This window comes from Streptomyces sp. NPDC001194, from assembly GCF_042896985.1.
Taxonomy (GTDB): domain Bacteria; phylum Actinomycetota; class Actinomycetes; order Streptomycetales; family Streptomycetaceae; genus Streptomyces.
Map to the genome: position 1 here is coordinate 230,547 of NZ_JBIAXU010000004.1, position 25,477 is coordinate 256,023.

A 25,477-nucleotide genomic window follows, 5' to 3' on the forward strand; every position below is an offset into this window, starting at 1 on the left:
GGCCCCGTACTCCCACAGGGGGCGTACGGGGCCGAACAGCGGTGCCGATCAGTGGCGGTGATCGTCGGTGGAGCGGGAGGTCAGGACGCGGGGGTGCCGAAGGCGGGGACGACCGAGCCCTGGTACTTGTCCTCGATGAACTTCTTGACCTCGTCGGAGTTGAGGAGCTTGGCGAGCTTCTCGATCCGCGGGTCCTTCTCGTTGCCGGCCTTCACCGCGAGGAAGTTGGCGTACGGGTTGCCCTCGGCCTTCTCCAGGACCAGCGCGTCCTTGGCGGGCGAGAGCTTGGCCTCCAGGGCGTAGTTGCCGTTGATGACCGCGGCGTCCACGTCGTTCAGGGCGCGCGGGACCGTGGCGGCCTCCAGCTCCTTGAACTCCAGGCCCTTCTTGTCGGTGATGTCGGACAGCTTCGCGCTGGTGCCGACGCCTTCCTTGAGGGTGATCAGGTTGTTCGCGGCGAGCAGCTGGAGCGCGCGGCCCTCGTTGGTGGTGTCGTTGGGGACGGCGATCGTCTGGCCGGCCTTGATGTCGGCGAGGGCCTTGACCTTCTTGGAGTAGAGGCCGAGCGGCTCCAGGTGCACGTTCACGACGGGCACGATGTGGGTGCCGTTCTTCTTGTTGAAGTCGTCGAGGTACGGCTTGTGCTGGAAGTAGTTGCCGTCGACCTGGCCCTGCTCGGTGGCGGTGTTGGGGAGCACGTAGTCCGTGAACTCCTTCACCTCCAGCTTGAGGCCTTCCTTGGCCGCCAGCTTGTCCTTGACGAAGTTCAGGATGTCGGCGTGCGGGCTCGGGGAGGCCGCGATGACGAGCGGCTTGCTCTCGTCGACCTTGCCGCCGTCGGCCTTGGTGGAGGACGGGTCCGAGGAGCTGCCGCAGGCGGTGAGGCCGAGGGCGAGCGCGGCGGAAGCGGCGGCGAAAGCGGTGAGCTTGATGTTCTTGCGCACGAAGAGTGCCTTTCTTGCTTTTTTCCGGATGGAGGCCCAAGCACGACAAGTGCGGGCTTTCGGAGAGGGGGGTCTGGGGGGGTGCGGGGGCCCGGTTCAGGCTGTCCGGCCGCGGCGGGCGAGCAGGCGTACCACGCCGTCGCCGAGCAGCTGGATCACCGTGACGATGGCGATCAGGACCACGACGGTGGCGAGCATGAAGCCGGTCTCGAAGCGCTGGAAGCCGTACGTGATGGCCTTGGAGCCGAGGCCTTCGCCGCCGACCGCGCCGGCCATGGCGGAGTAGCCGATCAGGGTGATCAGCGTGGTGGTGACGGCCGCGACCAGCGAGGGCAGGGCCTGCGGGAGCAGCACCTTGCCGACGAGGGTGGGGACGCCGCCGCCCATGGACTCGACGGCCTCGATCAGGCCGTGGTCCACCTCGCGGACGGCCGTCTCGACGAGGCGGGCGAAGAAGGGGATGGCTCCGATGGCCAGCGGGACGATCATGGCGGTGGGGCCGATGAAGGTGCCGACGACGGCGGTGGTGACGGGGATCAGGGCGATCAGCAGGATGATGAACGGCAGCGAGCGGCCTATGTTCACGATCACGCCGAGGACCTTGTTGAGCGGCCGGTTCTGCAGGAGGCCGCCCTTGTCGGTGAGGACGAGGAGGATGCCGACGGGCAGTCCGCCGAGGACGGTCACCAGGGTGGACCACAGCACCATGTAGAGGGTGTCGTACGTGCCCTGGGTGAGCAGGGGCTGCATCTCGGACCAGGTCACTTGGCACCATCCTTGACCAGTGCGGCCAGTTCGTTCTCGATCGCGCCGGCGGCGTCCTCTTCCTCGACGACGTCCACCTGGAGGCCCTGCTCGCGCAGGAAGCCGACGGGCACGACGTTGTCCTCGTAGCGGCCGGGCAGCTCGATGCGCATGCGGCCGATCTGGCGGCCGGCGACGGTGTCCATCGCGGCGCCGAGGATCGAGATGTCGATGTTGTACGTCCGCGACAGCTGGGAGATGACCGGCTGGGTGGCGGCCTCGCCGTGGAAGGTGACGTCGACGACCGTGCGGTCGGGGCCGGTGGCGTTGCCGCTGACGGGGAAGAGCTCGCCGGCGAGCTCGGAGCCGGGGGTGGCGAGCAGTTCGGCGACGGTGCCGGACTCGATGATGCGGCCCCGCTTCATGAGGGCGGCCGAGTCGCAGACCGTCTTGACGACGTCCATCTCGTGGGTGATGAGCAGGACGGTCAGGCCGAGCTGCTGGTTGAGGTCGCGCAGCAGCTGGAGGATCGAGCGCGTGGTCTCGGGGTCCAGGGCGCTGGTGGCCTCGTCGGAGAGGAGCACCTTGGGGTCGCCGGCCAGGGCGCGGGCGATGCCGACGCGCTGCTTCTGGCCGCCGGAGAGCTGGCCGGGGTAGGCCTTGGCCTTGTCGGAGAGGCCGACGAGGTCGAGCAGTTCGAGGGCCTTGCGGGAGCGCTCGCGGCCGGAGACGCCGAGGATCTCCAGGGGCAGTTCGATGTTGCCCTGGACGGTGCGCGAGGACAGCAGGTTGAAGTGCTGGAAGACCATGCCGATGCGGCTGCGGGCCTCGCGGAGCTCCTTGCCGGCGCGGCGGCCGCGGCCGGCGAGCGCGGTGAGGTCGACGCCGTCGACGGTCACGGTGCCGGTGGTGGGGCGCTCCAGCAGGTTCACGCAGCGGATCAGGGAGGACTTGCCGGCGCCGCTCTGGCCGATGACTCCGTAGACCTCGCCCTCGCGGACGTGCAGATCGACGCCGTCCAGGGCGGTGACCTCGCGGCCACGGGACTGGTAGACCTTCGTGAGGCCCGATGTGGTGATCACAGGAATTCCGTCGCTGTCGAGTGCGCGGCGCAGCGGGGTGCCGGCACGGGGCAAACATCTGGGGACGCGATACGGGTCGAACCGTCACAAAAAGGCGGCGTCGACGCATGCGCGGGGCAGGAGCGGTCCGTGGTGGGGACGGGCTCGGCAGGTCTCGCTTCGGGGCGCGAGACGCAGGAGAGGGGCCCTCAGAAGGCGCACATTCGACACATACAACGAGCACCGGGCGTCATCGTCGCCTCGGTCGCAAGGGTGCGGCTGCTCGTCGTGGTCATGGGCCCCAGTAAAGCAGACGTATCCCGTCACCGATCAAAGCTGTCCGCATAGCGGACGGAATCCGGCCGTATTCCGGACAACCTCGGTCAGCCCGCGCCATCCGCCGACACCGTGGTGCGACCGTCGCTGACCTGCACGGACACGGCCGGGAGAGCCCGTACGACCACGTCCGTGCCGAGCCCGGCGGAGGGGTGCGTTGTGGTCAAGGCCACGGTCCGCATCCCGGCGGCGGGACGGCCGGCAAGGCCCGCGCGCAGGGGTGCGCGCACCGGGCCTTTCGGCCCGTAATACCCTCGCTGCATGCTCGACGCCCTGACGGTCGCCCTCGGCGCGGCCGCACTCGCCCTCGCCGCCTGGTGCGGATTCGCCGCCCTGCGGGACCAGCCCACCAAGGACTGGCACTTCATCGGCATGGGCGTGGTGACTCTGCTGGCCCTGGCCCAGCTGGTGGTCGGCGTGGTCGAGCTGGCTCGGGGCGGCAAGCCCGACGAGGGCACGGTGATCTTCGTGGCCTACCTGGTGGGCGCCTTCGCGGCGGTCCCGGCCGCCGGGCTGCTCTCGCTCAGCGAGCGGACCAAGTGGGGCTCGGTGACGGTGGCCGCGGGCGCGCTCGTCCTCGCCGTCCTCGAAGTACGCCTCTACGACATCTGGGGGACCCCCGGTGCCTGACACGACGACCGCCACTGCGGGCGAGCGCAAGCGGCTGGTCTCCGGACCCGGACTGCTGCTGGTCTGGCTGTACGGGGTGATGGTGGTGGGCGCGCTGTCGCGCTCGGCCTACCAGATCTCCACCGAGTTCGACCGGGCGCCGCTGGCTTACTCGCTGTCCGGCGCGGCGGCCCTGGTCTACGCGTTCATCACGTACTCGCTGGTGCGGGGCGGGGAGACGGCACGCAGGGCGGCGCTCTTCTGCTGCGCCGCCGAGCTGGCGGGCGTACTGGCCGTGGGCACCTGGACACTGGTGCGCCCCGAGGCCTTCCCGGACGCGACCGTCTGGTCGGACTTCGGGATGGGCTACCTGTTCATCCCGGTGATCCTGCCGATCACCGGGATGCTCTGGCTGCGCGCCAGGCGCTGAGCGCCGCGGGCCGGGGTCGCCGGCGTCAGGCGCTGACCGCGAAGTCGGCCGCGTCGGTGGCCTCCTTCTCCAGGATGACCAGGCGCACGCCGTCGGAGGCCGTGCGGCCGCCGACCTGTACGTAACCGGCCTTGCGGTAGAGGCGCAGGTTGGACTCGCTCTTGTGGCCGGTGTGCAGGCGGAAGCGGGTGGTCTCGGCGTGGCCCGCGAGGGCCTCCTCGACGGCGCGCAGCAGCCGGGCGCCGAGCCCGTGGCCCTGCAGGCGCGGGTGGACGCAGAGCTTGGCGATCTTGCCGGTGCCGTCCTCGTCGACGCTGCCGCGCACGGTGCCGACCACTTCGTCGCCGAGCCGGGCCACGAGCACGGTGTCCGACTCCAGCTCCGCCCGGAGGGAGTCCAGGGTCTGGGTGAGCGGCTGGATGCGGTAGTTGCCGTACAGCTCGGCCTCGCGCTGGAACGCCAGGTACTGCAGTTTGAGGATCTGCTCAGTGTCCTCGGCAGCTGCCGCCGAAATGGTCACGCTCATGCCCATGTGCGCATGCCTCCCGCTCACCTGGTAGCCCATTGGTCTACCGCTCCCTTCCCCGAAGGCGGGGAGCCGCAACCTCTGACGCGAGCATTCTGCGCAGACATCCCAGGCAACGGGAACGGACGGGTCCCAAACTTCCTTGTGAGATACCCAACTCTCCTGCGATTTCACGGTAGGTGAGGTCTCTGGGCGAAAGAAGTGCACCCATGAGCTCCGGACACCGTCCGGGCAATCGGGCGACCGCCGATCGGAGGGCCCGGTTCTCCTCCCCGTGCAGCAGGGCGTCTTCGGGCCCGGCGCCCGCGCTGCCGGGCCGGCCGCCGTACGGGATCTCCCGGCGGGCGCGGCGGCGGGCGAGCCGGGCTTCGGCGCGCACCGCCCGGCGCAGCCAGCGGGCCTGCTCGGCGGGGGCGGGGTCGTGCTCCAGCAGCCTGACCCAGACGGCTTGTTCCAGGTCGGCCGCTTCCACGCCGGCGCCCGGGGCCTCCGCGGCCGCCTCGGCGGAGAGCAGAGGGCCCAGTTCGTCCAGCAGGTCGGAGTCCTTCAGCAGGTCCATGCCGGGCGGGACGCGCGGGCCGTGCCCGGCGGTTTCCGCACCCGGCACAGCCCACCCGTACGTGATATTCCGCTTATCTGTTGACGGTTCGGGGCCTCGGGGCCGGCCGAAGCCCGGCCCCGCCTCCTCAGCGGCCGCGCCCCGGGCGGAAGGCCTCCGCGGCGAGCAGTCCGGTGTCCGCGTTGTCCGTGAAGATGCCGTCGATGCCCTGCTCGAAGTACGTCTTGAAGGCGCCGAAGGCGTCCCCGTACGCGTTCGGGTCGGTGCCCTTGCGGTACTCGGCCGGCAGGAAGGTGTTCTCGTTGCGCGCGGTATAGGGGTGCAGCACCAGCCCGCGGGCGTGGGCGTCCTTGACCAGCGTGGTCGGGGCACCGAGCTTGCCGGAGGCGTCGCGCGGGAGGATCAGGTCCATGGTGGGGCCGATGCCCTGGGCGAATCCGGCGATCCACTTCAGGCCCTCGGGCTTGACCAGGTCCGACACCGTGCGCGGGTCCTTGGCCTGTTCGAAGTCCCAGGGCCGGGTGCCGGCGCCGGACAGCAGGACCACGCGCGGCGCCGCGACCAGCCGGGAGAGCCGCTGGATGCTGGAGGGCTCGAAGGACTGCAGGAAGAGCGGAGCGCCCAGGCCGTCGCGGCCGTGGCGGCGCAGCAGCTTGGCCAGGGGCTCTTCGAGGCCCAGGCCCAGGGACCGGAAGTACGTGGGGTGCTTGGTCTCGACGTGCAGCCAGACGCGCCTGCCGCGCCGCTTGCCCTCGCGGTCGGCCCAGCGCAGCACCTCTTCGAAGGTGGGCACGTCCCACCGGCCGTCGTAGAGGGTGTTGCGCTGGCGGATGGCGGGAATGCGCTCCTTCGCCCGCAGGGTCTTCAGCTCGGCGAGGGTGAAGTCCTCGGTGAACCAGCCCGTGACCGCGACCCCGTCGATCGACTTGGTCGTGCGCCGGGAGGCGAACGCGGGGTGGTCGGCGACGTCCGTGGTGCCGCCGATCTCGTTCTCGTGGCGGCACACCAGGTGGCCGTCCTTGGTGGGCACCAGGTCCTGCTCGACGACGTCCGCGCCCAGGTCGAGGGCGAGCTGGTACGAGCCGAGGGTGTGCTCGGGCCGGTAGCCGCAGGCCCCGCGGTGGCCGATGACCAACGGAACGGGAAGGTCCCGGTAGCCGCCGCGGCGTGCGTCGGCGTCGGCTGCGGAGGCGGATCCCGCCGAAATTCCGGCCATGCCGCCGCCCGCCGCCAGGACGGCCGCCCCCAGGACCGTGCGCCGTGCTGCCCCACCCTGCGTCATGAATGCCACTCCAGTTCGTCTGAGCGGGCCGGGTGGTACCCGGGGTCTGCGGGTCCGAGCGGCCCGATTCGGCGTGCGCATCGTAGGCAGCAGCCGGTGGCGCGGGGGTGGGTCCGGGGGGAACATGGCGGAAACGTGCGTCAACACTGCGTATCCACCTCGTGAACCCGATGTGCGCTCGGAGCTGACCCGCGAGTATCGTCCTCACCTGCACTACCCCCGTGTGGTGCGAAAATCGCGTTTCGATGCCGGAGGGCTCACGTTGTTCCGTACATCGCTCATCAAAGCCACTGTCGGACCGGTCATGCGCATGATGTTCCGCACCCGTGTGGAGGGCATCGAGAACATCCCGGGCACCGGTCCGGTGATCCTGGCGGGCAACCACCTCACCTTCATCGACTCCATGATCCTTCCGCTGGTGTGCGACCGGACGGTCCACTTCATCGGCAAGGACGAGTACGTGACGGGCAAGGGCGTCAAGGGCCGCGCCATGGCCTGGTTCTTCACCGGGGCCGGCATGATCCCGGTCGACCGTGACGGTGCCAACGGCGGAGTCGCCGCCCTGATGACCGGCCGCCGCATCCTCGAAGAGGGCAAGATCTTCGGGATCTACCCCGAGGGCACCCGCTCCCCCGACGGCCGCCTCTACCGCGGCCGCACCGGCATCGCCCGCCTCACCCTGATGACCGGCGCCCCCGTGGTCCCCTTCGCGGTGATCGGCACCGACAAGCTCCAGCCGGGCGGCAAGGGCATGCCGCGCCCGGGCCGGGTCACCGTCCGCTTCGGCGAGCCGATGGAGTTCTCCCGCTACGAGGGCATGGACCGCGACCGCTACGTGCTGCGCGCCGTCACCGACTCGGTGATGGCGGAGGTCATGCGGCTCTCGGGCCAGGAGTACGTGGACATGTACGCCACCAAGGCGAAGGCCGCGTAGCTCCTACTGGCGCTGGAGTGACCGGCTGACGCCCGCCGCGGTCGTCGTGGCGAGGACCCAGCCGGTCACGATCAGTACGTACGAGAGCCACTGGTACCAGCCGTTCGGCGCGAAGGCGCCCTCTTGGCCGAAGCCCACGATCGGCAGCATCAGGTCGATCGTGTAGAACACCGGATTGAATTCCGGCGCCTCCCCCGCCTTGAGCTCCCTCGGCGGGTGCAGGCCGTACGCGATCGAGCCCGTCAGCAGCAGCGCCGCCAGCCAGCCCGCGGCCCGCAGCGGCCGGAACCCGTAGCCGACGGTGGCGTCCTGGAGCAGCCCCCAGACCCTTGCGTGCCGGGGCAGGGTGCCGCGGTGCCGCCGCAGCTTGGCGAGCTGTACCGTGCGTGCCCCCGCCTCGTCGCCCACCGTGCGGTAGGCCGCGCCGAGCTGCTCGTACGCGTACGGGAGGTAGCCGGACTCCTCCCGCTCCAGCGCGGGCAGCCGCTCCCCGGGCGGCAGGTGCGGGTGCAGGACCCGGTAGGTGAGCCCTTCGGTGCGGATCACGGGCGGCCACACGTCGGGTTCGGCATAGAGCATGTCCAGCTGGCTTCGGCGCAGGTTGACGATGCCCTCGATGGGCGGGCACAGCCTGAGCCAGAACTCGCCGATCGTGCAGCTGCTGGCCCGCAGGGCCACCCCGTCCCGGTTGGCCAGGCGCGCGCGGGTGAGGATCAGCTGACCGGGGATGCGGGCGCCGGTGAGGTTGACCATCCCGTCCGCTTCCAGCCGGTGGGCGCGCAGATCGGTGCCGACGGAGACGGTCTCGGCGTGGAGGGCTATCCCGCCGGGGTTGATGAGCTTGGCCCGGTCCAGGCTCATCAGGCCGGCGATGGTGGCGCCGTTGATCCGGAGCTGGCCGTGGAGGATGAGCTCGTCGGCGATGATGTCGGTGCCTATTTCGGCGTGGTTGAGCTGGAGTGGGGGTTCACCGTCCTCGTCGGCCAGGGTGCCCGGCCGGATCACCGCTCCCTGGAGGAAGAGGCCGCCCGTGATGCGGGCGCCCGTGAGCCGGATCGGACCCGTGACGCGACAGCAGTTGAGCCGCAGGGTGATGTCCACGCAGAGGGTGGACGCGGTCAGTCCGGGCAGCGCCGAGTCGGTCAGGACCAGGGCCCGCACCCGGGCCCCGTACAACTGGGGTTTGCGCTCGAACCAGCAGGCGCGGAGCCGGATCGGATGCTCGATGACCGCATACTTGAGGTCCAGCTTCCCGGTGATCCGGATGCCGCGCACGTTGATCCCGGGGACCTGACCCGACGGGGCGGGATTGCCGAGCAGGAGGGCGGCGATGACCTCGGCGCGCACGGTGCGCTCCGGACCCCAGTCACCACCGTCGGAGGCGTCCTCGTCGGGACCTTCCCGGAAGTCGATGCCTTCGCCGCGCGGGAAGGCGTCCCATACGCGGCGTTCCGCCGGGGTCAGATCGTTGATCTCCATCGCCGGGATGGTGTCCTGCGGGTCAACGGAGTGTCAACTCCGTTCGGGACACCATCCCCTGGGGCCGGTCAGTGCTCGATACCGCCCTGGAGCCGCTGGCCCCTGAGCAGGAACCAGGCCGCCGCCGCGGTGGCCAGCAGTACGGCCGCGCCCACGCCGGAGGCGAGCCGCAGCCCGTCCACGAAGGCGTCCTGGGCCGCGCCCACCATCGTCTGCGCGGTGGCGGGGTCCAGTGCCTTGGCGGCTTCGACGGCGCCGCCCAGGGATTCGTGCGCGGCGTCGGCGATGGGTCCGGGGACCGAGGCCGGGGCGGTGAAGCTCTGGTAGACGCCGGTGACGATGGAGCCGAGCAGGGCGATGCCGAGGGCGGCGCCGAGTTCGTACGCCGTCTCGGAGACGGCCGAGGCCGAACCGGCCTGCTCCTTGGGGACGCTGGAGAGGATCACGTCGGCGGTGACCGTGAAGGAGAAGCCGGCGCCGAGGCCGACGACCAGCAGGGCCGCGCCGAGCAGCGGGTAGCCGCTCTCCTTGTGGACCAGGGTGAGCGCACCGAGCGCGAGCCCGATGGCCGCGAGGCCGCCGGTGACGACCGACCGCACCGAGTACCGGCGCGCGTAGCGGCCGGCGACCAGGCCCGTGACCACCGCGCCGATGGCGGCGGGCAGTTCGGCGAGGCCCGCCTCGAGGGTGTCGCGGCCCTGGACCAGCTGGAGGAACTGCGAGAGGAAGAAGACGAGGCCGGAGAGGCCGAAGACGGTCAGCAGGTCGGCGAGGACCGCGCCGGAGAAGCCGCGGTGCTTGAAGAGCCGCATGTCGAGGAGGGGGGACGGCAGACTGAACTGGCGGCGGACGAAGCCGTACAGGCACGCGGCACCGAGGACGGCGGAGACCGCGACGCCCCGGGTCACGCCGTGGGTGGCCATTTCCTTGACGGCGTAGACGACTCCGATGACGCCGACGAGCGAGAGGGCGACGCTCAGCAGGTCCCAGGGGCCGGACACCGGGTTCTTCGACTCGGGCAGCAGCTTGATGCCGACGAGGACCAGGGCGACCATCACGGGCACGTTGATGAGGAAGACCGAGCCCCACCAGAAGTGCTGGAGCAGGACTCCGCCGACGACGGGCCCGACGGCCGCGCCGGCCGAGGCGGTGGCGCCCCAGATGCCGATGGCGAGGCTGCGCTCCTTGGGGTCGTGGAATATGTTCCGGATCAGCGCGAGCGTCGAGGGCATCAGGGTCGCACCGGCCACGCCGAGCAGGGCGCGGGCCACGATCATCATCTCGGGGCTGGTGGCGTAGGCGTTGAGGACGGAGACGGCGCCGAAGGCGGTGGCGCCGACCAGGAGCAGCTTCTTGCGGCCGATGCGGTCGCCGAGGGAGCCCATGGAGACGAGCAGGCCGGCGATGACGAAGGAGTAGATGTCGCCGATCCACAGCAGCTGCGTGCCGGACGGCTTGAGGTCTTCACTGATGGAGGGTGTGGCGAGGCCGAGTACCGTGGCGTCCACCGCGACCAGCAGGACCGCCAGGACGAGCACGCAGAGCGCCAGCCAGCGCCCCTTGCTCCCCGTGTTTCCCGTGTTCCCCCCGGCCCTGCTCGCCCCCGTCCCCTGCCTCTGCGTCAGCTGTTCCGTGCGGCTCATTTCTCCACGCTCCGTCGTGCGCCACCGAGCAGCAGCTCGATGATCATGTACTGGAAGTCCTTCGCGGCGACCCGGCCGTCCATGACGGCCCAGGCGCAGGTGCCGATGAGGCCGTAGAGGGCCTCGGTGAGCCAGGCGGGACTCAGGTCGATCCGGATGTCGCCCTCCGCCTGTCCGCGCCGGAAGAGCGCGCTCACGCGGGCGTCGAGCCGGGCCCAGCCCTCGTTGACCTGGTCGCCCTCGAAGAGCTGGTTCTCCGTGACGAGGAAGGCCAGCAGCTGGGCGTCGCGCTCGGACTCGGCCACGAGCCGGCGCAGGGCCTCGACCGCCGTGCCCTCGTCGAGGCGGGCGTTGTCGAAGGCCGCCTCGAACCGGCGGATGCCGAGTTCCTCGAGGGCCCTCACGAGGGCGTCGCGCCCGGCGAAATGCCGGTGGAGGGTCGCGCGCCCGATGCCTGCGGCGCGGGCGACCTCGTCCATCGTGGCGGTCGATTTGCGGGAGAGCAGGGCTGCGGCGTCGCGGAGCACCTGGTCACGATCCATGGCCATGAGACAAGCATACCCCGAATGAGACGTGACTGTCTCACTGAAGCCGAAAATGAGCTGCCCGCGGGCAGCCGGAGAGGAATCCTCACCCCATGAAGCCACTGCTGCTGATCGACGTGGACGGCCCGCTGAACCCGTACGCGGCCCAGGCCGAGCGCCGCCCGGCCGGTTACTCCACCCACCGGATGCGCCCGACCGGATGGACGGAGGCCGAGAGCCGGCGGCCGCTGCGGGTCTGGCTGAACCACGCCCACGGCGCGGAGCTGCTCGCGCTGGCGCGCTCGTACGAGCTGGTCTGGGCCACCACGTGGAAGGACGAGGCGAACGACTGGATAGGCCCGCAGCTGGGCCTGCCGCGGCTGCCGTACATCGACTGGCCGCAGATGCACGGGCGGGCGCCGCGCGGGACCTTCTGGAAGACGCAGTACGTCCTGGAGTACGCGGGCGCACGGGAGTTCGCGTGGATCGACGACGACATCACGGCGATGGACCGGGAGTACGTGGACCGGCTCCACCCGGCACGGGCCCTGCTCCTGCGCGTCGACGAGCAGATCGGCCTGACCCGCCCGGACTTCGACGCGCTGGCGCGCTGGGCCGCGTGACGGCCGAGCCGCCCGTCCGGCCCGAAGGAGGCGGGAGGGCAGGGGCGGGAACGAGGCGGGGGCGGCCGGAGCCAGGGCTCCGGCCGCCCCCGCGGGCGTTCCGCGGCGTGCGGGGGTGCAGGGCCCGGGCCCCGGAGGGGGCGCGGGCGTGCGGGCCGCATGGCCGCGGGAACAGATGGGGCAGCGCCGTGCGGCTACTGCTTGTGGGTGGCCCAGGCGTGCTGGATGACCAGGTCGGCCTTCAGCTCCGCGAGCTGCTTCGCGACCGCCGAGGGGGCGGTACCGCCGCGGCCGTTGCGGGAGGCGAGGGCGCCCGGCACGTTGAGGACCGTGCGGACCTCGGGGGTCAGGTGCTCCGAGATCTTCGCGAACTGCTCGTCGGTGAGCTCGTCGAGCTCGATCCCGAGCGCCTCGCACTCCTTCACGCACTCGCCGGCCACCTCGTGCGCGACGCGGAACGGCACGCCCTGCTTGACCAGCCACTCCGCGATGTCCGTGGCCAGGGAGAAGCCGGCCGGAGCCAGCTCTTCCATCCGCTCCCGGTTGACCGTGAGGGTGGCCATCATCCCGGTGAAGGCCGGGAGCAGGACTTCGAGGGTGTCGCAGGAGTCGAAGACCGGCTCCTTGTCCTCCTGGAGGTCCCGGTTGTAGGCCAGCGGCAGCGCCTTGAGCGTGGCGAGCAGCCCCGTCAGATTGCCGATGAGCCGGCCCGACTTGCCGCGCGCCAGCTCCGCGATGTCCGGGTTCTTCTTCTGCGGCATGATCGACGACCCGGTCGAGAAGGCGTCGTGCAGGGTCACGAAGGAGAACTCCTTCGTGTTCCAGATGATGATCTCCTCCGCGATCCGGGACAGGTTGATCCCGATCATCGCGGTGATGAAGGCGAACTCGGCGACGAAGTCGCGCGAGGCCGTGCCGTCGATCGAGTTGCCGACCGAGCCCCGCTCGAAGCCCAGGTCGGCGGCCACCGCCTCCGGGTCCAGCCCCAGCGAGGAGCCGGCGAGCGCGCCGGAGCCGTACGGGGAGACCGCGGTCCGGGTGTCCCACTGCCGCAGCCGCTCCGCGTCCCGGGACAGCGCCTGCACGTGGGCCAGCACGTGGTGCGCGAAGAGCACCGGCTGGGCGTGCTGGAGGTGGGTCCGGCCCGGCATGGCCACGTCGTGGTGCGTCTCGGCGAGGCCGACCAGCGCGTCCTGGAGCTCGGCGACCAGTCCGCCGACGATCCGGGCGTGGTCGCGCAGGTACATCCGGAAGAGGGTGGCGACCTGGTCGTTGCGGGACCGGCCGGCGCGCAGCTTGCCGCCGAGGTCGGCGCCGAGCCGCTCCAGCAGGCCCCGCTCCAGGGCGGTGTGCACGTCCTCGTCGGCGATGGTGCCGGTGAAGGAGCCGTCGGCGACGTCGGCCTCGAGCCGGTCCAGGCCCGCGATCATGCGGTCGAGCTCGTCCGCCGTGAGCAGGCCCGCCTTGGCGAGCACGCGGGCGTGGGCGCGGGATCCGGCGATGTCGTAGGGCGCGAGGCGCCAGTCGAAGTGGACCGACGCGGAGAGCTTCGCGAGGGCCTCGGCGGGGCCGTCGGCGAACCGGCCGCCCCAGAGCCGGACGTCACCACCGTTGTTGCTGCTCACAGCTGCTGCTCCTCAAGAACGTGTGCGTGGATGTGCGTCGGCCTCCCCGTCGCGGAGGTTACGGGGAGGCCGACTTGGTACTGGCGTAACGAGTCGGGCTCAGGCCAGGTCGCGGCGGGCCGCGATCTTCGACGAGAGGCCGAAGATCTCTATGAAGCCCTGGGCCTTGGACTGGTCGAAGGTGTCGCCCGAGTCGTAGGTCGCCAGGTTGAAGTCGTACAGCGACTCGTCCGACTTGCGGCCGGTGACCACGGCGCGGCCGCCGTGCAGGGTCATCCGGACGTCGCCGGTGACGTGCCGACTGGCCTCGTCGACGAAGCCGTCCAGGGCCCGCTTGAGCGGGGAGAACCACTGGCCGTCGTAGACCAGCTCGCCCCAGCGCTGCTCGACCTGCCGCTTGTAGCGGGCCAGTTCGCGCTCCACGGTGACGTTCTCCAGCTCCTGGTGGGCGGTGATCAGAGCGATCGCGCCGGGGGCCTCGTACACCTCGCGGGACTTGATGCCCACGAGGCGGTCCTCGACCATGTCGATCCGGCCGACGCCCTGGGCGCCGGCCCGGGCGTTGAGCTCCCGGATCGCCTGGAGCACGGTGACGGGCCTGCCGTCGACGGCCACGGGGGCGCCCTCCTTGAAGGAGATGACGACCTCGTCGGCCTCGCGCGGCTCGGCGGGGTTGGCGGTGTACTCGTAGAGGTCCTCGATCGGCGCGTTCCAGATGTCCTCCAGGAAGCCCGTCTCGACGGCGCGTCCGAAGACGTTCTGGTCGATGGAGTACGGGGACTTCCTGGTGGTCGCGATCGGAAGGTTCTCGGCCTCGCAGAACGCGATGGCCTTGTCCCGGGTCATGGCGTAGTCGCGGACCGGGGCGATGCACTTCAGGTCGGGGCCCAGGGCCTGGATGCCGGCCTCGAAGCGGACCTGGTCGTTGCCCTTGCCGGTGCAGCCGTGGGCGACGGTGCCGGCGCCGTGCTTCTTCGCGGCGGCGACCAGGTGCTTGACGATGACGGGCCGGGAGAGCGCCGAGACCAGCGGGTACCGGTCCATGTAGAGGGCGTTGGCCTTGATCGCCGGGAGGCAGTACCCATCGGCGAACTCGTCCTTGGCGTCCGCGACCTCGGCCTCGACGGCGCCGCAGGCGAGGGCGCGCTTGCGGATGACGTCCAGGTCGTCGCCGCCCTGGCCGACGTCCACGGCAACGGCGATGACCTCTGCGCCCGTCTCCTCGGCGATCCAGCCGATGGCGACGGAGGTGTCCAGTCCGCCGGAGTAGGCGAGTACGACGCGCTCGGTCACGGGCTTCTCCTTACGGGCGTCCAGCGGTCCATCCAGGTACAGGCATAACTATGCACTGCTCCGTATGTTTCGTCAATCGATCGCCGTCGCACCCCGCTGACCAGCGCGAATATCAGGGGCGCAAACGGAGCCGAAGGCCTACGATCGGCGGTCCGCACCACAGGGGGAGGACACATGGGAGTCGACGCGCAGCACCAGGCCGAGGAGGGCCGGGCCGCGGCGGCGGAACTGCTGCGCGGCGGGCGTCTCGGGATCGGCGGCGCGCGCCGCCCCGTCCTGCCGGTCTCCTGGACCGCCTTCGACGCGGAGGTCCGCCGGCACCACTCCCCCTGGTTCCCCGGGCCCCGCGGCGCCGACCGGATCGAGGTGCGCCTGTGCCATCCCGACGGCCGGATCCGCGAGGCCGCGCTCCGGGTGGCGAACCCGCCGCTCCCGCTCGTCGCGATCCGCTGCGCCGACTGGGTCCCCGCCGTGCGCGAGCGGGCCCGGCAGGTGCTCGCCGGGCGCCTGGCCGCCGACCCGGCGCGGACGCTGATCGACCTCACCCCGCTCGTCCTGCGGCTGGCCGGACGCGAACAGGGCCGCTGGGCGCGCGCGCTCTTCGAGACCGCCCTTCGCGCGCCGGAGCCGGTGCTCGCCCCCTACTGGCGTCCCGCGCGCCCCGCGCAGTGGTGGCGCCCGGCACGGGACGCCCGCACCATGACCGGCGAGCAGCCCGACACCGTGCTCGGCTGGCTCAGGCGCAGCGGGGACCTGGCGACCCGGCGGTTCGCCACGCGCATCACGCTCGACGCCGGGCTGTTCGGCGTACGGGAGCTGGCCCGGCGGGCCGGCGAGGAGCAGGATCCCGCGACGGCCCGGCTGTGGGCGGACGCGGCGCTGGCCGCGCTGGCCGCCGACGGACCCGACGACGAGGCGATCGACCTCCTGCTGCGCGGGCACGTCCCCATGGTGCGCTCGGGCGGGGTCACGGCGCTGCGGCGGGCCGGGCGCTCCGGCGAGGCGGCAGGCTTCCTGACCGACCGCTCCGGGCTGGTGCGGGCCTGCGCGCGCTGGCTGGTCGCGCAGGACGGCAACGACCCGTACGCGCGGTGCCGCGCCCTCGTCGAGGACCCGGCGCGCCTGAGCGCGTACGCCGTCACCGGCTTCGCCGAGTGCGCCCGGCGGGCGGACGCGCCGCTGTTGCGCGCCCTGCTGGACCATCCCGCGGCGGCGGTGCGGGCGGCGGCGGTCGCCGGACTGCGCGCGCTGGACGCCACCGACGTGGACCTGCTGCGGCCGCTGCTCGACGACCCGTCGGCCGCGGTGGCCCGGGAGGCGTCCGTGAGCCTGGCCGGGGTCGGGGGGCGACTGCCCGCCGACTGGCTGCTGGAGCGGATCGCACCCGCCCGGCCCGCACACACGCGCCGGGCCGCGTACCGGGTGCTGCACGCCCGCGGCGGGGTCATCGGGCTGCGGGCCTCCGTGGAGCTGCTGACGGACGCCGACCCCGGCCTGCGCCGGGTCGCCGCGCAGCGCGTGCAGAGCCTGTGGTCCCCGCGGCGACCGCCCGAGCTGCCCCCGGGCGACCCGGAGGTGGCGGCGCTGCTGGACCGCTGCACCGGGCTGTTCAGCGATTTCGTCATGGGACGGATGCGCGCGCAGCTCGGAATTCCCCGCGCCGCCTCCGGGCCGATCGGATAATGATCGTCATGGGAAAGCTCTACGAACGCATAGACGGACGGCTCCGCACGTTCATCGAGGCGCAGCCGGTCTTCTTCACGGCCACCGCCCCGCTCGCCGGGGACGGACACGTCAACCTGTCCCCCAAGGGGCGCGCGGGCACGCTCGTCGTCATCGACGAGCAGACGCTCGCCTACCTCGACTTCGGCGGCAGCGGCGCCGAGACCATCGCCCACGTCCGCGAGAACGGCCGGATCACGCTCATGTGGTGCGCGTTCAGCGGCCCGCCGAACATCGTGCGCATCCACGGCGAGGGCGAGGCCGTCTTCCGCGACGACCCCCGCTGGGGTGAGCTGATCGGCCTGTTCGGGGCGGCCGACGGCCCCTCGGCGCGGGCGATCATCGTGGTGCACGCCCGCCGGATCGCCGACGTGTGCGGGTACGCGGTCCCGTTCATGGAGTACCAGGGCGAGCGCACCCTCCACGCGGAGTACTTCGGGCGCAAGACGGACGAGGAGTTCGGCGCGTACTGCGAGAAGAAGGAGTTCATCGGATCGAGCGTCGACGGCCTGCCTGCGCTGCCGCTGCCCCTTCCGCCCCGTACCGTCTGACATGTGCTGCGTACCGCTCTCGTCACCGGCGTAACGATCGTCACCAGCCTGCTCGCGCAGGGCCCGTACGGGTCCGATCCGCTGCCGGCCCGTCTCGCCGACACCGGCGGCGGCAGCCAGCTCATCACCGCCGTCGCCCCCGCCCCCGGATCCACCACCGGGCGGCTGACCTGGTGGGACCGAAGGGCGGGGCGCTGGTACGAGGCCGGCCGCGCCGACGCCCGCTTCGGCGCGAACGGCCTGACCGAGGGCGCGACCCGCACCCAGGGCACCAACACGACGCCGACGGGCCTGTACGACCTCCCGTACGCCTTCGGGATCCGCCGCGCGCCGGCCGGGACGGAGTTCCGCTACCGCCGGGTGACCCCCGATTCCTGGTGGTGCCAGGACAACGCGTCGGCCGCCTACAACCGGTGGACCGAGCCGCTTCCCGCGCACTGCGCGCCCGGCGAGGCGGAGCACCTGGTCACGTACGAGAAGCAGTACGCGCACGCCCTGGTCATCGGCTTCAACTACGAGCGGCCGGTGCGCGGCCGGGGTGCGGGCATCTTCCTGCACGTCAACGGCAAGGGGGCGACGGCCGGCTGCGTGTCCGTGCCGGAGCGGGCGATGCGCGCGATCCTGCGCTGGGCCGACCCGCGCCGCCGCCCGCACATCGCCATCGGGACCGGCGAGGGACCGCTCGCCGTCACCCGGTACTGAGGTGCCCGCCGGTCTCGGCCGGGGTCCGGCGGCGGCGCGGGCGGCCCCGGTTGCGGCCGCGCCGGGTCCGCAGGCGGCTCACGCGCAGCCGGCGGAAGGCCTCCGGATCGCGGACGTCCAGGGCCTGGAGCGCCGGATGCGGCGGCCCGAGACGCGCGGCCTCCGCGGCCTCGGCGTCCTTCTTCCAACCGGCCCCCCGGGCCCGGTTGTAGACGGAGAACCAGATCACCTGGGCGATCACCCCGGCCCACGCGGCCCAGGCGGCCGTCCATTCGGCGTCGCCGTCGGGCTGCAGCGACATCAGGCCGAAGACGCAGAAGAGCATCTCGGCCAGGACCAGGTACAGCCCCGGCTTCGCCGCGCCGGCGGGTTCCCCGACCGTGAGGAGCTCCGGGCGGGCTTCTCGGAACTCCCGCCGGACGGTCGCGAACTCCTCGTCCCGCAGCACGAGGCTGCCGAGGGTGGCGGGGGCGCTGCGGCGCCGCAGGGCGGCCAGTACGGCCTCGGGCAGCGGATGGCCCGGGGCACGGGCGGGGTCCGCGGCGGCGGGGGCCGGGCTCAGGTTGCCGCGGTGGTTGACGGTGACGAGCCCGTCCAGGAGCAGCCGTGCGGCCGCCGCCTGGACCGCGTCGTTCGCCCACCAGCGTTCCAGGGCGGCCTGGTACGGGTCGGCCAGGACGACGGCCCACCGGTCGAGGGCGCGGCGGTGCCGCACCGCCGCACGGCCGCGGATCGCGCCGACCAGCCCGTACAGCCCCGCTGTGACGGGCACGGCGACACTGGCGAGGGTGTAGGCATGCACACGCCGACCCTAGGACGCCCGGCGGCGGCCGGTACAGCGGATATCCGCCCCGCCGCACGGGAGCTGACGGGCCGTGGGGCCGCCCCGGGGCCGGTCAGCCCTCCTTCTGGGCCAGCCTCAGCAGGTGGTCCGCGAGGGCCTGGCCGCCCGACGGGTCACGGCTGATCAGCATCAGCGTGTCGTCCCCGGCGATCGTGCCGAGGATCTCGCGGAGTTCGGCCTGGTCGATCGCGGAGGCGAGGAACTGGGCCGCGCCCGGCGGGGTGCGCAGGACGACGAGGTTCGCGGAGGCCTCCGCCGAGATCAGCAGTTCCCCGGAGAGGCGCCGCATGCGCTCCTCCTTCGCCGACTCGCCGAGCGGTGCCTGCGGGGTGCGGAAGCCGCCCTCGCTGGGCACCGCGTAGATCAGCTCGCCGCCGGTGTTGCGGATCTTCACCGCGCCCAGCTCGTCGAGGTCGCGGGAGAGCGTCGCCTGGGTGACGCTCAGCCCGTCGTCGGCCAGCAGCTTGGCCAGCTGGCTCTGCGAGCGGACCGGCTGCCGGTTGAGGATGTCCACGATCCGGCGGTGGCGGGCGGTGCGGGTCTGCGGAACGGACGGCCCGCCCCCGGACTCGGTCCGGGAGGAGCCCCACTCCTCGTGGTCCTGGGCCTGGCTCATCGTCGTCTCATTCCCCGGTGTGTCCGTCCCCGTTGGCTGCGTCGAGGATGCCGGGCAGGGCCCGGACGAACGCGTCCGCCTCGGCCTCGGAGAGTACGTACGGGGGCATGAGCCGTACGACGTCGGGGGCGGGCGCGTTGACCAGGAAGCCGGCATCTTGGGCCGCCTGCTGCACCTGCGGTGCGAGCGGCCCGGTCAGCACGATACCCAGGAGAAGGCCTTCACCACGGACATGGGATACGAGCGGGTGCCCGTTCCCCTCGCGGAGGCTCTCGATTCCGGAGCGCAGCCGCTCCCCGCGCGCCTTGACCTGATCGAGCAGGCCCTCGGCGGCGATGGTCTCGATGACGGCGAGGCCGGCGGCGCACGCGACGGGGTTCCCGCCGAAGGTCGTGCCGTGCTGGCCGGGCCGCAGCAGCTGCGCTGCCGGTCCGAAAGCGGCCACCGCACCGATCGGCAGTCCGCCTCCCAGACCCTTCGCGAGCGTGACGAGATCGGGCTCGACGCCCTCGTGGGCCTGGTGCTCGAACCAGTGGCCGCAGCGCCCGATCCCGGTCTGCACCTCGTCGAGGACGAGCAGGGTGCCGGTGGCCCGGGTGATCTCCCGGGCGGCCGTCAGATATCCGGCCGGGGGGACGACGACGCCGTTCTCGCCCTGGATCGGCTCGATGACCACGAGGGCCGTCTCCTCGGTGACGGCGGCCCGAAGGGCCTCGACATCGCCGTACGGGACGTGCGTGACCTCGCCGGGCAGCGGCAGGAACGGGTCCTGCTTCTTCGGCTGGCCGGTGAGCGCGAGGGCGCCCATCGTCCGGCCGTGGAAGCCGCCGTCGGTGGCGACCATGCGGGTCCGCCCGGTCAGCCGGCCGATCTTGAAGGCGGCCTCGACGGCCTCGGCTCCGGAATTGCAGAAGAAAATCCGGCCGGGGCGCCCGAAGAGCTGGAGCAGCCGCTCGCCGAGCGCGAGGACCGGTTCGGAGGCGTAGAGGTTGGAGACGTGGCCGAGGGTGGAGATCTGCGCGGTCACGGCCTGCACGATCGCCGGGTGGGCGTGGCCGAGGGCGTTGACCGCGATGCCGCCGACGAAGTCGGTGTACTGCTTGCCGTCCGCGTCCCAGACCTGGGCCCCCTCGCCGCGTACGAGCGCCAGCGCGGGGGTGCCGTAGTTGTCGGTCAGCGCACCCTGCCAGCGGGCCGCGAACTCCTGGTTGCCGGTCACGCGGGTTCCCCTCCCTGTGCGTCGGGCACGACCATCGTGCCGATTCCCTCGTCGGTGAAGATCTCCAGCAGGATCGAGTGCGGTACCCGCCCGTCGATCACGCGGGCCGTGCTCACCCCGCCCCGTACGGCGTGCAGGCAGCCCTCCATCTTGGGCACCATGCCGCTGGACAGCTCGGGCAGCAGCTTCTCCAGCTCGCTGACGGTGAGCCGGCTGATGACCTCGTCACTGCTCGGCCAGTCCGCGTAGAGGCCCTCGACGTCCGTGAGCACCATCAGCGTCTCGGCGCCGAGCGCGGCGGCGAGCGCCGCGGCCGCCGTGTCGGCGTTCACGTTGTACACGTGGTGGTCTTCGGCGCTGCGCGCGATGGAGGAGATGACCGGGATCCGGCCGTCCGCCAGCAGCGCCTCGATGGCGCCGGTGTCGATGGCGGTGATCTCGCCGACCCGGCCGATGTCGACGAGCTCGCCGTCGATCTCCGGGGTGTGCCGGGTGGCGGTGATGGTGTGGGCGTCCTCGCCGGTCATGCCGACGGCGAGCGGCCCGTGCTGGTTGAGCAGCCCGACCAGCTCGCGCTGGACCTGGCCCGCCAGGACCATCCGTACGACGTCCATGGCCTCGGGGGTCGTGACGCGCAGGCCGGCCTTGAACTCGCTGACCAGGCCGTGCTTGTCGAGCTGGGCGTTGATCTGGGGGCCGCCGCCGTGCACCACGACCGGCTTGAGGCCGGCCTGGCGCAGGAAGACCACGTCCTGGGCGAAGGCCGCCTTCAGGTCCTCGTCGATCATGGCGTTGCCGCCGAACTTGACGACGACGACCTTGCCGTTGTGGCGGGTGAGCCAGGGCAGGGCCTCGATGAGGATCTGCGCCTTGGGCAGCGCGGTGTGCTTGCGCGCGGTTCCGGTGCCGGTCCGGCCGGCCTTCTCGTCGCTCATGAGCTGTAGGCGCTGTTCTCGTGGACGTACTCGGCGGTCAGGTCGTTGGCCCAGATCACGGCGGACTCGGAGCCGGTGGCCAGGTCGGCGGTGATGCGGACCTCGCGGTCCTTCATGGAGACCAGGTCGCGGTCCTCGCCGACCGAGCCGTTCTTGCAGACCCAGACGCCGTTGATGGCCACGTTGAGCCGGTCCGGGTCGAAGGCGGCCCGGGTGGTGCCGATGGCGGAGAGCACCCGGCCCCAGTTGGGGTCCTCGCCGTGGATGGCGCACTTGAGCAGGTTGTTGCGGGCGATGGACCGGCCGACCTCGACCGCGTCGCCCTCCGTGAGCGCGCCCACGACCTCGATGCGGATGTCCTTGCTGGCGCCCTCGGCGTCGCCGATCAGCTGGCGGGCGAGGTCGTCGCAGACGGTCCGTACGGCCTCCGCGAAGGCCTCGTACGCCGGCACCCGGCCGGAGGCCCCGGAGGCGAGCAGCAGCACCGTGTCGTTGGTGGACATGCAGCCGTCGGAGTCGACCCGGTCGAAGGTGGTGCGGGTCGCGGAGCGCAGCGCCATGTCGAGGGTGGCACTGTCCACGTCGGCGTCGGTGGTGAGGACGACGAGCATGGTGGCCAGGCCCGGGGCGAGCATGCCCGCGCCCTTGGCCATGCCGCCGACCGTCCAGCCGTCCTGCGTGACGGCGGCCGTCTTGTGCACGGTGTCGGTGGTCTTGATGGCGATGGCGGCGTCCTCCCCGCCGTCGGCGGAGAGGGCCCGGGCGGCGGTGTCGATGCCGGGCAGCAGCTTGTCCATGGGGAGCAGGACGCCGATCAGGCCGGTGGAGGCGACGGCGACCTCGCCCGCGTTGTGCTCGCCGCCCAGCGCCTCGGCGACCTTCTCGGCGGTGGCGTGGGTGTCCTGGAAGCCCCTGGGGCCGGTGCAGGCGTTGGCTCCGCCGGAGTTGAGGACGACCGCGCTGATGACGGAGCCGCGCAGGACCTGCTCGGACCAGAGCACGGGCGCGGCCTTGACGCGGTTGGAGGTGAAGACGCCCGCCGCGGCCAGCCGCGGACCGTTGTTGACCACGAGGGCCAGGTCCGGGTTGCCGTTCGCCTTGATCCCGGCCGCGATGCCGGCGGCCGTGAATCCCTGTGCTGCCGTAACGGTCACGGCGCGACTCCGATCGTGGAAAGCCCGAGCTCTTCTGCGAACCCGAGGGCGATGTTCATGCTCTGCACGGCGCCGCCGGCGGTCCCCTTGGTGAGGTTGTCGATGGCGCTGATCGCGATGATCCGCTGTGCGGACCCGTCGTACGCGACCTGGATCTGGACGGCGTTGGAACCGTGGACCGACGAGGTCGCCGGCCACTGCCCCTCGGGCAGCAGGTGCACGAAGGGCTCGTCCGCGTACGCCTTCTCGTACGCGGCGCGCACCGCGTCGGCGGTGGTGCCGGGGAGGGCCTTGGCGGAGCAGGTGGCCAGGATGCCGCGGGACATCGGCACGAGGGTCGGCGTGAAGGAGACGGAGACCTTCTGCCCGGCGACCGGGCTGAGGTTCTGCACCATCTCGGGGGTGTGCCGGTGCCCGCCGCCCACCCCGTACGGGCTGACGGAGCCCATGACCTCGGAGCCGAGCAGGTGCGGCTTGAGCGCCTTGCCGGCGCCGGAGGTGCCGGTGGCGGCGACGATCACGGCCTCGGGCTCGGCCAGCTGCGCGGCGTACGCCGGGAAGAGGGCGAGGGTGACGGCGGTGGGGAAGCACCCGGGAACCGCGATGCGCTTGGACCCCTCCAGCGCGGCGCGGCCACCGGGCAGCTCGGGGAGCCCGTACGGCCAGGTGCCGGCGTGCGGGGCCCCGTAGAACGCGTCCCAGTCGGCGGAGTCCTTGAGCCGGTGGTCGGCACCCATGTCGACGACGAGGACGTCCGGGCCGAGCTCCGCGGCGACGGCGGCGGACTGCCCGTGGGGCAGCGCCAGGAAGACGACGTCGTGGCCGGCGAGGACCTCCGGCGTGGTCGCTTCGAGGGTTCGCCCGGCGAGCGGCACCAGGTGCGGCTGGAGGCCGCCGAAGAGCTGTCCGGCGTTGGAGTTGCCGGTCAGGGCGCCGATCTCCACCTCGGGGTGGGCGAGCAGCAGGCGCAGGACTTCCCCGCCCGCGTACCCGCTCGCTCCGGCCACCGCTACACGTACCACCATCGGACCCTCCTCCTCGATGGCATGACTATACGTACTGCCGCAGTTTTATGCAAAGGCCTGCGGTGATCACTCTGCGGACCCCGCCGGAGCACGGGAGGATGGCGGTGGGGGTTCCCGGACACCGACGGGGAGGCACCACGATGAAGCGACACGTTCCGACGGCCGCCCTGGCCTTCCGCGGTGGCGGCACGCGATGAAGGCCGATCCCGGGGACGCCGAAGCCGTCGTCGCGGAGGCCAACGGCGCCGCGGCGCGGGGCCCGGCCTTCGACGACACCCGCGACCTGGAGGACGAACGGCGCGGTTTCCTCGGCACGGTCGCGGAATCCGGGATCCGGGACGCGGACGGCCGCGTGGTGTGGGACCTGGACGCCTACGGGTTCCTGGACGCGGACTGCCCGCCCACCGCCCACCCGAGCCTGTGGCGCCAGAGCCGGCTCGCCCGGGGCCACGGACTGTTCGAGGTGGTCCCGGGGGTCTACCAGGTGCGCGGCTTCGACCTGTCCAACATGACCCTGGTCGAGGGCGAGCGCGGCATCCTGGTCGTCGACCCGCTGATCTCCACGGAGACCGCCGCCGCCGCACTCGCGCTGTACCGCCGCCACCGCGGCGGGCGACCCGTCACCGGCGTCCTCTACACCCACAGCCATGCCGACCACTTCGGCGGCGTCAAGGGCGTCGTCGGCGTCGAGGAGGTCGCGGCCGGGGTGCCGGTGCTCGCCCCGGAGGGGTTCCTGGAGCACGCCGTCAGCGAGAACGTCTACGCCGGCACCGCCATGAGCCGCCGCGCCACGTACATGTACGGCGCGGCCCTGCCCAAGGGCCCCCGCGGGCAGATCGGCTCGGGGCTGGGCCCCACGACGTCCACGGGCACGGTCACCCTCATCCCGCCGACCCTCACCATCGCCCGTACGGGGCAGAGCGAGACCGTCGACGGGATCCGCATGGTGTTCCAGATGACCCCGGGCACCGAGGCCCCGGCCGAACTCAACATCCACTTCCCCGGCCACGCGGCCCTGTGCACCGCCGAGAACGCCACCCACACCCTGCACAACCTGCTCACGCTGCGCGGCGCCCAGGTCCGCGACCCGCACGACTGGGCCCGGTACCTGACCGAGACCGTCCAGCTCTTCGGCGACGCCACCGACGTCGTGTTCGCCTCGCACCACTGGCCGGTCTGGGGCCGCGAGGAAGCCCTCGCCTTCCTCTGCGAACAGCGCGACCTGTACGCCTACCTCCACGACCAGACGCTCCGCATGATCAACCAGGGGCTCACCGGGCCGGAGATCGCCGAGGAGATGCGGCTGCCGCCCGCGCTGGAGCGGGCCTGGCACACCCACGGGTACTACGGCTCCGTCAGCCACAACGCCAAGGCCGTCTACCAGCGGTACATGGGCTGGTTCGACGGCAACCCGGCCCGGCTGTGGGCCCACCCGCCCACCGAGGCCGCCACCCGCTACGTCGACTTCATGGGCGGCGCCGACGAGGTGCTGCGCCGTGCCCGCCAGTCGTACGCGCAGGGCGATTTCCGCTGGGTCGCGGAGGTCGTCGACCACGTCCTGTTCGCCGACCCCGACCACGCCGAGGCCCGCGCCCTGCAGGCGGACGCCCTGGAGCAGCTCGGCTACGGCAGCGAGAACGGCACCTGGCGCAACTTCTTCCTCACCGGCGCCCACGAACTGCGCCACGGCACGGTCGGCACCTCCGCCTCCAGCGCCTCCGAGGACCTGATCAGCACCCTGACGCTCGACCAGCTCTTCGACTCCCTGGCGATCCGCGTCGACGGCCCGGGCAGCTGGGACGCGGACGTCACCGTCCGCTGGCGGTTCACCGACGGCGGCGATCCCAGCACCCTGCGCCTGAAGAACGGCGTGCTCACCCATGTCCGGGGGCTCGGCCCGGCCGCCGGCGAGCCGGACGTGGAGATCACCCTGGACGAACCGGACCTGCGCGCCCTCCTGCTCGGCCGGGCCGCGCTCGCGGACCTGGTCGGACGGGGCCGGGCCGAGGTCTCGGGCGATCCGGCCCGGCTCGCCGAACTGGCCGCCCACCTCACCGAGCCCGACCCGGATTTCGCGATCGTCACGCCCTGACGGAA

The 25,477-nt window shown here is 72.1% G+C and carries 26 protein-coding genes; 8 read left to right on the forward strand and 18 right to left on the reverse strand.

Translation table 11 applies throughout. From position 1 onward, the window contains the following. Positions 1-80 precede the first annotated feature (80 nt). From ACFY1T_RS12245 to ACFY1T_RS12260, 4 genes are all read right to left on the reverse strand, one after another. A complete protein-coding gene (locus ACFY1T_RS12245) occupies positions 81-944 on the reverse strand; it encodes a MetQ/NlpA family ABC transporter substrate-binding protein (RefSeq protein WP_030860107.1) in 864 nt (287 codons plus the stop codon). Positions 945-1,040: 96 nt separating this feature from the next. Then, on the reverse strand, positions 1,041-1,709 hold the full coding sequence (locus ACFY1T_RS12250; RefSeq protein WP_390788048.1) for a methionine ABC transporter permease: 669 nt from the start codon (positions 1,707-1,709) through the stop codon (positions 1,041-1,043). Further along, positions 1,706-2,770, reverse strand: a complete 1,065-nt coding sequence (locus ACFY1T_RS12255; protein ID WP_390788049.1) for a methionine ABC transporter ATP-binding protein — start codon at positions 2,768-2,770, stop codon at positions 1,706-1,708. Before ACFY1T_RS12255 ends, ACFY1T_RS12250 begins: the two co-directional genes overlap by 4 nt. A gap of 362 nt (positions 2,771-3,132) precedes the next feature. After that, a complete protein-coding gene (locus tag ACFY1T_RS12260; RefSeq protein WP_390788050.1) occupies positions 3,133-3,258 on the reverse strand; it encodes a hypothetical protein in 126 nt (41 codons plus the stop codon). Between the two features lie 88 nt (positions 3,259-3,346). Between ACFY1T_RS12260 and ACFY1T_RS12265 the strand changes: the two genes are divergently transcribed. Together ACFY1T_RS12265 and ACFY1T_RS12270 are read left to right on the forward strand one after the other, a co-directional pair. Beyond that, positions 3,347-3,715 carry a hypothetical protein gene (locus ACFY1T_RS12265; RefSeq protein ID WP_123515313.1) on the forward strand — a complete coding sequence of 123 codons (369 nt, stop codon included), beginning with the start codon at positions 3,347-3,349 and terminating at the stop codon, positions 3,713-3,715. Then, positions 3,708-4,124 (forward strand): hypothetical protein, encoded by a 417-nt coding sequence (locus tag ACFY1T_RS12270; RefSeq protein WP_390788051.1) that lies wholly within the window; start codon positions 3,708-3,710, stop codon positions 4,122-4,124. Before ACFY1T_RS12265 ends, ACFY1T_RS12270 begins: the two co-directional genes overlap by 8 nt. 25 nt (positions 4,125-4,149) lie before the next feature. On the opposite strand, the gene ACFY1T_RS12275 is transcribed toward ACFY1T_RS12270, so the two are convergent. From ACFY1T_RS12275 to ACFY1T_RS12285, 3 genes are all read right to left on the reverse strand, one after another. After that, positions 4,150-4,656 carry a GNAT family N-acetyltransferase gene (locus ACFY1T_RS12275; protein ID WP_390788293.1) on the reverse strand — a complete coding sequence of 169 codons (507 nt, stop codon included), beginning with the start codon at positions 4,654-4,656 and terminating at the stop codon, positions 4,150-4,152. 37 nt (positions 4,657-4,693) lie between these two features. Then, positions 4,694-5,209, reverse strand: coding sequence for a sigma-70 family RNA polymerase sigma factor (locus tag ACFY1T_RS12280; protein ID WP_390788294.1), 516 nt, complete (start codon positions 5,207-5,209; stop codon positions 4,694-4,696). A gap of 127 nt (positions 5,210-5,336) precedes the next feature. Then, positions 5,337-6,491: a glycerophosphodiester phosphodiesterase gene (locus tag ACFY1T_RS12285; RefSeq protein WP_390788052.1), complete on the reverse strand. Its 1,155-nt coding sequence runs from the start codon at positions 6,489-6,491 to the stop codon at positions 5,337-5,339. A gap of 304 nt (positions 6,492-6,795) precedes the next feature. On the opposite strand from ACFY1T_RS12285, the gene ACFY1T_RS12290 reads away from it, so the two are divergent. Further along, complete coding sequence (locus ACFY1T_RS12290; protein ID WP_390788053.1) at positions 6,796-7,425, forward strand: lysophospholipid acyltransferase family protein; 630 nt, start codon at positions 6,796-6,798, stop codon at positions 7,423-7,425. A 3-nt stretch (positions 7,426-7,428) separates the two neighbouring features. Here ACFY1T_RS12290 and ACFY1T_RS12295 read toward each other — a convergent pair whose 3' ends face one another. The 3 genes from ACFY1T_RS12295 to ACFY1T_RS12305 form a co-directional block, all read right to left on the reverse strand. After that, complete coding sequence (locus tag ACFY1T_RS12295) at positions 7,429-8,904, reverse strand: membrane-associated oxidoreductase (RefSeq protein WP_390788054.1); 1,476 nt, start codon at positions 8,902-8,904, stop codon at positions 7,429-7,431. A gap of 68 nt (positions 8,905-8,972) precedes the next feature. Beyond that, positions 8,973-10,547: an MFS transporter gene (locus tag ACFY1T_RS12300; protein WP_390788055.1), complete on the reverse strand. Its 1,575-nt coding sequence runs from the start codon at positions 10,545-10,547 to the stop codon at positions 8,973-8,975. Next, positions 10,544-11,095 carry a TetR/AcrR family transcriptional regulator gene (locus ACFY1T_RS12305; protein ID WP_390788056.1) on the reverse strand — a complete coding sequence of 184 codons (552 nt, stop codon included), beginning with the start codon at positions 11,093-11,095 and terminating at the stop codon, positions 10,544-10,546. The genes ACFY1T_RS12300 and ACFY1T_RS12305 overlap by 4 nt, the downstream gene beginning before the upstream one ends. Positions 11,096-11,184: 89 nt before the next feature. Here ACFY1T_RS12305 and ACFY1T_RS12310 point away from each other — a divergent pair, with 89 nt between their 5' ends. After that, entirely contained in the window at positions 11,185-11,694 is a 510-nt protein-coding gene (locus ACFY1T_RS12310; protein WP_390788057.1) for an HAD domain-containing protein, read from the forward strand. A 194-nt stretch (positions 11,695-11,888) separates the two neighbouring features. On the opposite strand, the gene argH is transcribed toward ACFY1T_RS12310, so the two are convergent. Continuing rightward, a complete protein-coding gene (gene argH / locus ACFY1T_RS12315) occupies positions 11,889-13,319 on the reverse strand; it encodes an argininosuccinate lyase (RefSeq protein WP_030860130.1) in 1,431 nt (476 codons plus the stop codon). A gap of 99 nt (positions 13,320-13,418) precedes the next feature. Then, positions 13,419-14,612, reverse strand: a complete 1,194-nt coding sequence (locus ACFY1T_RS12320) for an argininosuccinate synthase (protein ID WP_390788058.1) — start codon at positions 14,610-14,612, stop codon at positions 13,419-13,421. Positions 14,613-14,786: 174 nt separating this feature from the next. On the opposite strand from ACFY1T_RS12320, the gene ACFY1T_RS12325 reads away from it, so the two are divergent. The 3 genes from ACFY1T_RS12325 to ACFY1T_RS12335 are packed head-to-tail and all read left to right on the forward strand — an operon-like array spanning position 14,787 to position 17,587. Then, complete coding sequence (locus ACFY1T_RS12325) at positions 14,787-16,295, forward strand: hypothetical protein (RefSeq protein WP_390788059.1); 1,509 nt, start codon at positions 14,787-14,789, stop codon at positions 16,293-16,295. An 8-nt stretch (positions 16,296-16,303) separates the two neighbouring features. Beyond that, entirely contained in the window at positions 16,304-16,885 is a 582-nt protein-coding gene (locus ACFY1T_RS12330; protein WP_390788060.1) for a pyridoxamine 5'-phosphate oxidase family protein, read from the forward strand. Between the two features lie 6 nt (positions 16,886-16,891). Further along, the gene (locus ACFY1T_RS12335; protein ID WP_390788295.1) at positions 16,892-17,587 is read left to right on the forward strand and encodes a L,D-transpeptidase; all 696 of its coding nucleotides are present in this window, start codon (positions 16,892-16,894) and stop codon (positions 17,585-17,587) included. Here the strand turns inward: ACFY1T_RS12335 and ACFY1T_RS12340 are convergent. From ACFY1T_RS12340 to argC, 6 genes are all read right to left on the reverse strand, one after another. Continuing rightward, positions 17,574-18,389 carry a hypothetical protein gene (locus ACFY1T_RS12340; protein WP_390788061.1) on the reverse strand — a complete coding sequence of 272 codons (816 nt, stop codon included), beginning with the start codon at positions 18,387-18,389 and terminating at the stop codon, positions 17,574-17,576. The two genes, ACFY1T_RS12335 and ACFY1T_RS12340, sit on opposite strands and share 14 nt — an antisense overlap. A 94-nt stretch (positions 18,390-18,483) precedes the next feature. Next, a complete protein-coding gene (locus tag ACFY1T_RS12345; RefSeq protein WP_390788062.1) occupies positions 18,484-19,047 on the reverse strand; it encodes an arginine repressor in 564 nt (187 codons plus the stop codon). Between the two features lie 7 nt (positions 19,048-19,054). Then, a complete protein-coding gene (locus ACFY1T_RS12350; RefSeq protein ID WP_390788063.1) occupies positions 19,055-20,266 on the reverse strand; it encodes an acetylornithine transaminase in 1,212 nt (403 codons plus the stop codon). Next, the gene (argB, locus tag ACFY1T_RS12355) at positions 20,263-21,201 is read right to left on the reverse strand and encodes an acetylglutamate kinase (RefSeq protein ID WP_051805124.1); all 939 of its coding nucleotides are present in this window, start codon (positions 21,199-21,201) and stop codon (positions 20,263-20,265) included. Before argB ends, ACFY1T_RS12350 begins: the two co-directional genes overlap by 4 nt. Next, positions 21,198-22,355 carry a bifunctional glutamate N-acetyltransferase/amino-acid acetyltransferase ArgJ gene (argJ, locus tag ACFY1T_RS12360; protein WP_390788064.1) on the reverse strand — a complete coding sequence of 386 codons (1,158 nt, stop codon included), beginning with the start codon at positions 22,353-22,355 and terminating at the stop codon, positions 21,198-21,200. The genes argB and argJ overlap by 4 nt, the downstream gene beginning before the upstream one ends. Continuing rightward, on the reverse strand, positions 22,352-23,380 hold the full coding sequence (argC, locus tag ACFY1T_RS12365) for an N-acetyl-gamma-glutamyl-phosphate reductase (RefSeq protein WP_390788065.1): 1,029 nt from the start codon (positions 23,378-23,380) through the stop codon (positions 22,352-22,354). Before argC ends, argJ begins: the two co-directional genes overlap by 4 nt. 193 nt (positions 23,381-23,573) lie before the next feature. On the opposite strand from argC, the gene ACFY1T_RS12370 reads away from it, so the two are divergent. Beyond that, positions 23,574-25,472: an alkyl/aryl-sulfatase gene (locus ACFY1T_RS12370; protein WP_390788066.1), complete on the forward strand. Its 1,899-nt coding sequence runs from the start codon at positions 23,574-23,576 to the stop codon at positions 25,470-25,472. Positions 25,473-25,477 lie beyond the last annotated feature (5 nt).

Excerpts from the sequence above, each read along its gene's own strand:
- ACFY1T_RS12265 (WP_123515313.1), top strand. The coding sequence starts at position 3,347 with ATGCTCGACGCCCTGACGGTCGCCCTCGGCGCGGCCGCACTCGCCCTC.
- ACFY1T_RS12275 (WP_390788293.1), bottom strand. The coding sequence starts at position 4,656 with ATGGGCATGAGCGTGACCATTTCGGCGGCAGCTGCCGAGGACACTGAG.
- ACFY1T_RS12280 (WP_390788294.1), bottom strand. The coding sequence starts at position 5,209 with ATGGACCTGCTGAAGGACTCCGACCTGCTGGACGAACTGGGCCCTCTG.
- ACFY1T_RS12285 (WP_390788052.1), bottom strand. The coding sequence starts at position 6,491 with ATGACGCAGGGTGGGGCAGCACGGCGCACGGTCCTGGGGGCGGCCGTC.
- ACFY1T_RS12290 (WP_390788053.1), top strand. The coding sequence starts at position 6,796 with ATGCGCATGATGTTCCGCACCCGTGTGGAGGGCATCGAGAACATCCCG.
- ACFY1T_RS12295 (WP_390788054.1), bottom strand. The coding sequence starts at position 8,904 with ATGGAGATCAACGATCTGACCCCGGCGGAACGCCGCGTATGGGACGCC.
- ACFY1T_RS12300 (WP_390788055.1), bottom strand. The coding sequence starts at position 10,547 with ATGAGCCGCACGGAACAGCTGACGCAGAGGCAGGGGACGGGGGCGAGC.
- ACFY1T_RS12305 (WP_390788056.1), bottom strand. The coding sequence starts at position 11,095 with ATGGCCATGGATCGTGACCAGGTGCTCCGCGACGCCGCAGCCCTGCTC.
- ACFY1T_RS12310 (WP_390788057.1), top strand. The coding sequence starts at position 11,185 with ATGAAGCCACTGCTGCTGATCGACGTGGACGGCCCGCTGAACCCGTAC.
- ACFY1T_RS12325 (WP_390788059.1), top strand. The coding sequence starts at position 14,787 with ATGGGAGTCGACGCGCAGCACCAGGCCGAGGAGGGCCGGGCCGCGGCG.
- ACFY1T_RS12330 (WP_390788060.1), top strand. The coding sequence starts at position 16,304 with ATGGGAAAGCTCTACGAACGCATAGACGGACGGCTCCGCACGTTCATC.
- ACFY1T_RS12345 (WP_390788062.1), bottom strand. The coding sequence starts at position 19,047 with ATGAGCCAGGCCCAGGACCACGAGGAGTGGGGCTCCTCCCGGACCGAG.
- argB (WP_051805124.1), bottom strand. The coding sequence starts at position 21,201 with ATGAGCGACGAGAAGGCCGGCCGGACCGGCACCGGAACCGCGCGCAAG.
- argC (WP_390788065.1), bottom strand. The coding sequence starts at position 23,380 with ATGGTGGTACGTGTAGCGGTGGCCGGAGCGAGCGGGTACGCGGGCGGG.
- ACFY1T_RS12370 (WP_390788066.1), top strand. The coding sequence starts at position 23,574 with ATGAAGGCCGATCCCGGGGACGCCGAAGCCGTCGTCGCGGAGGCCAAC.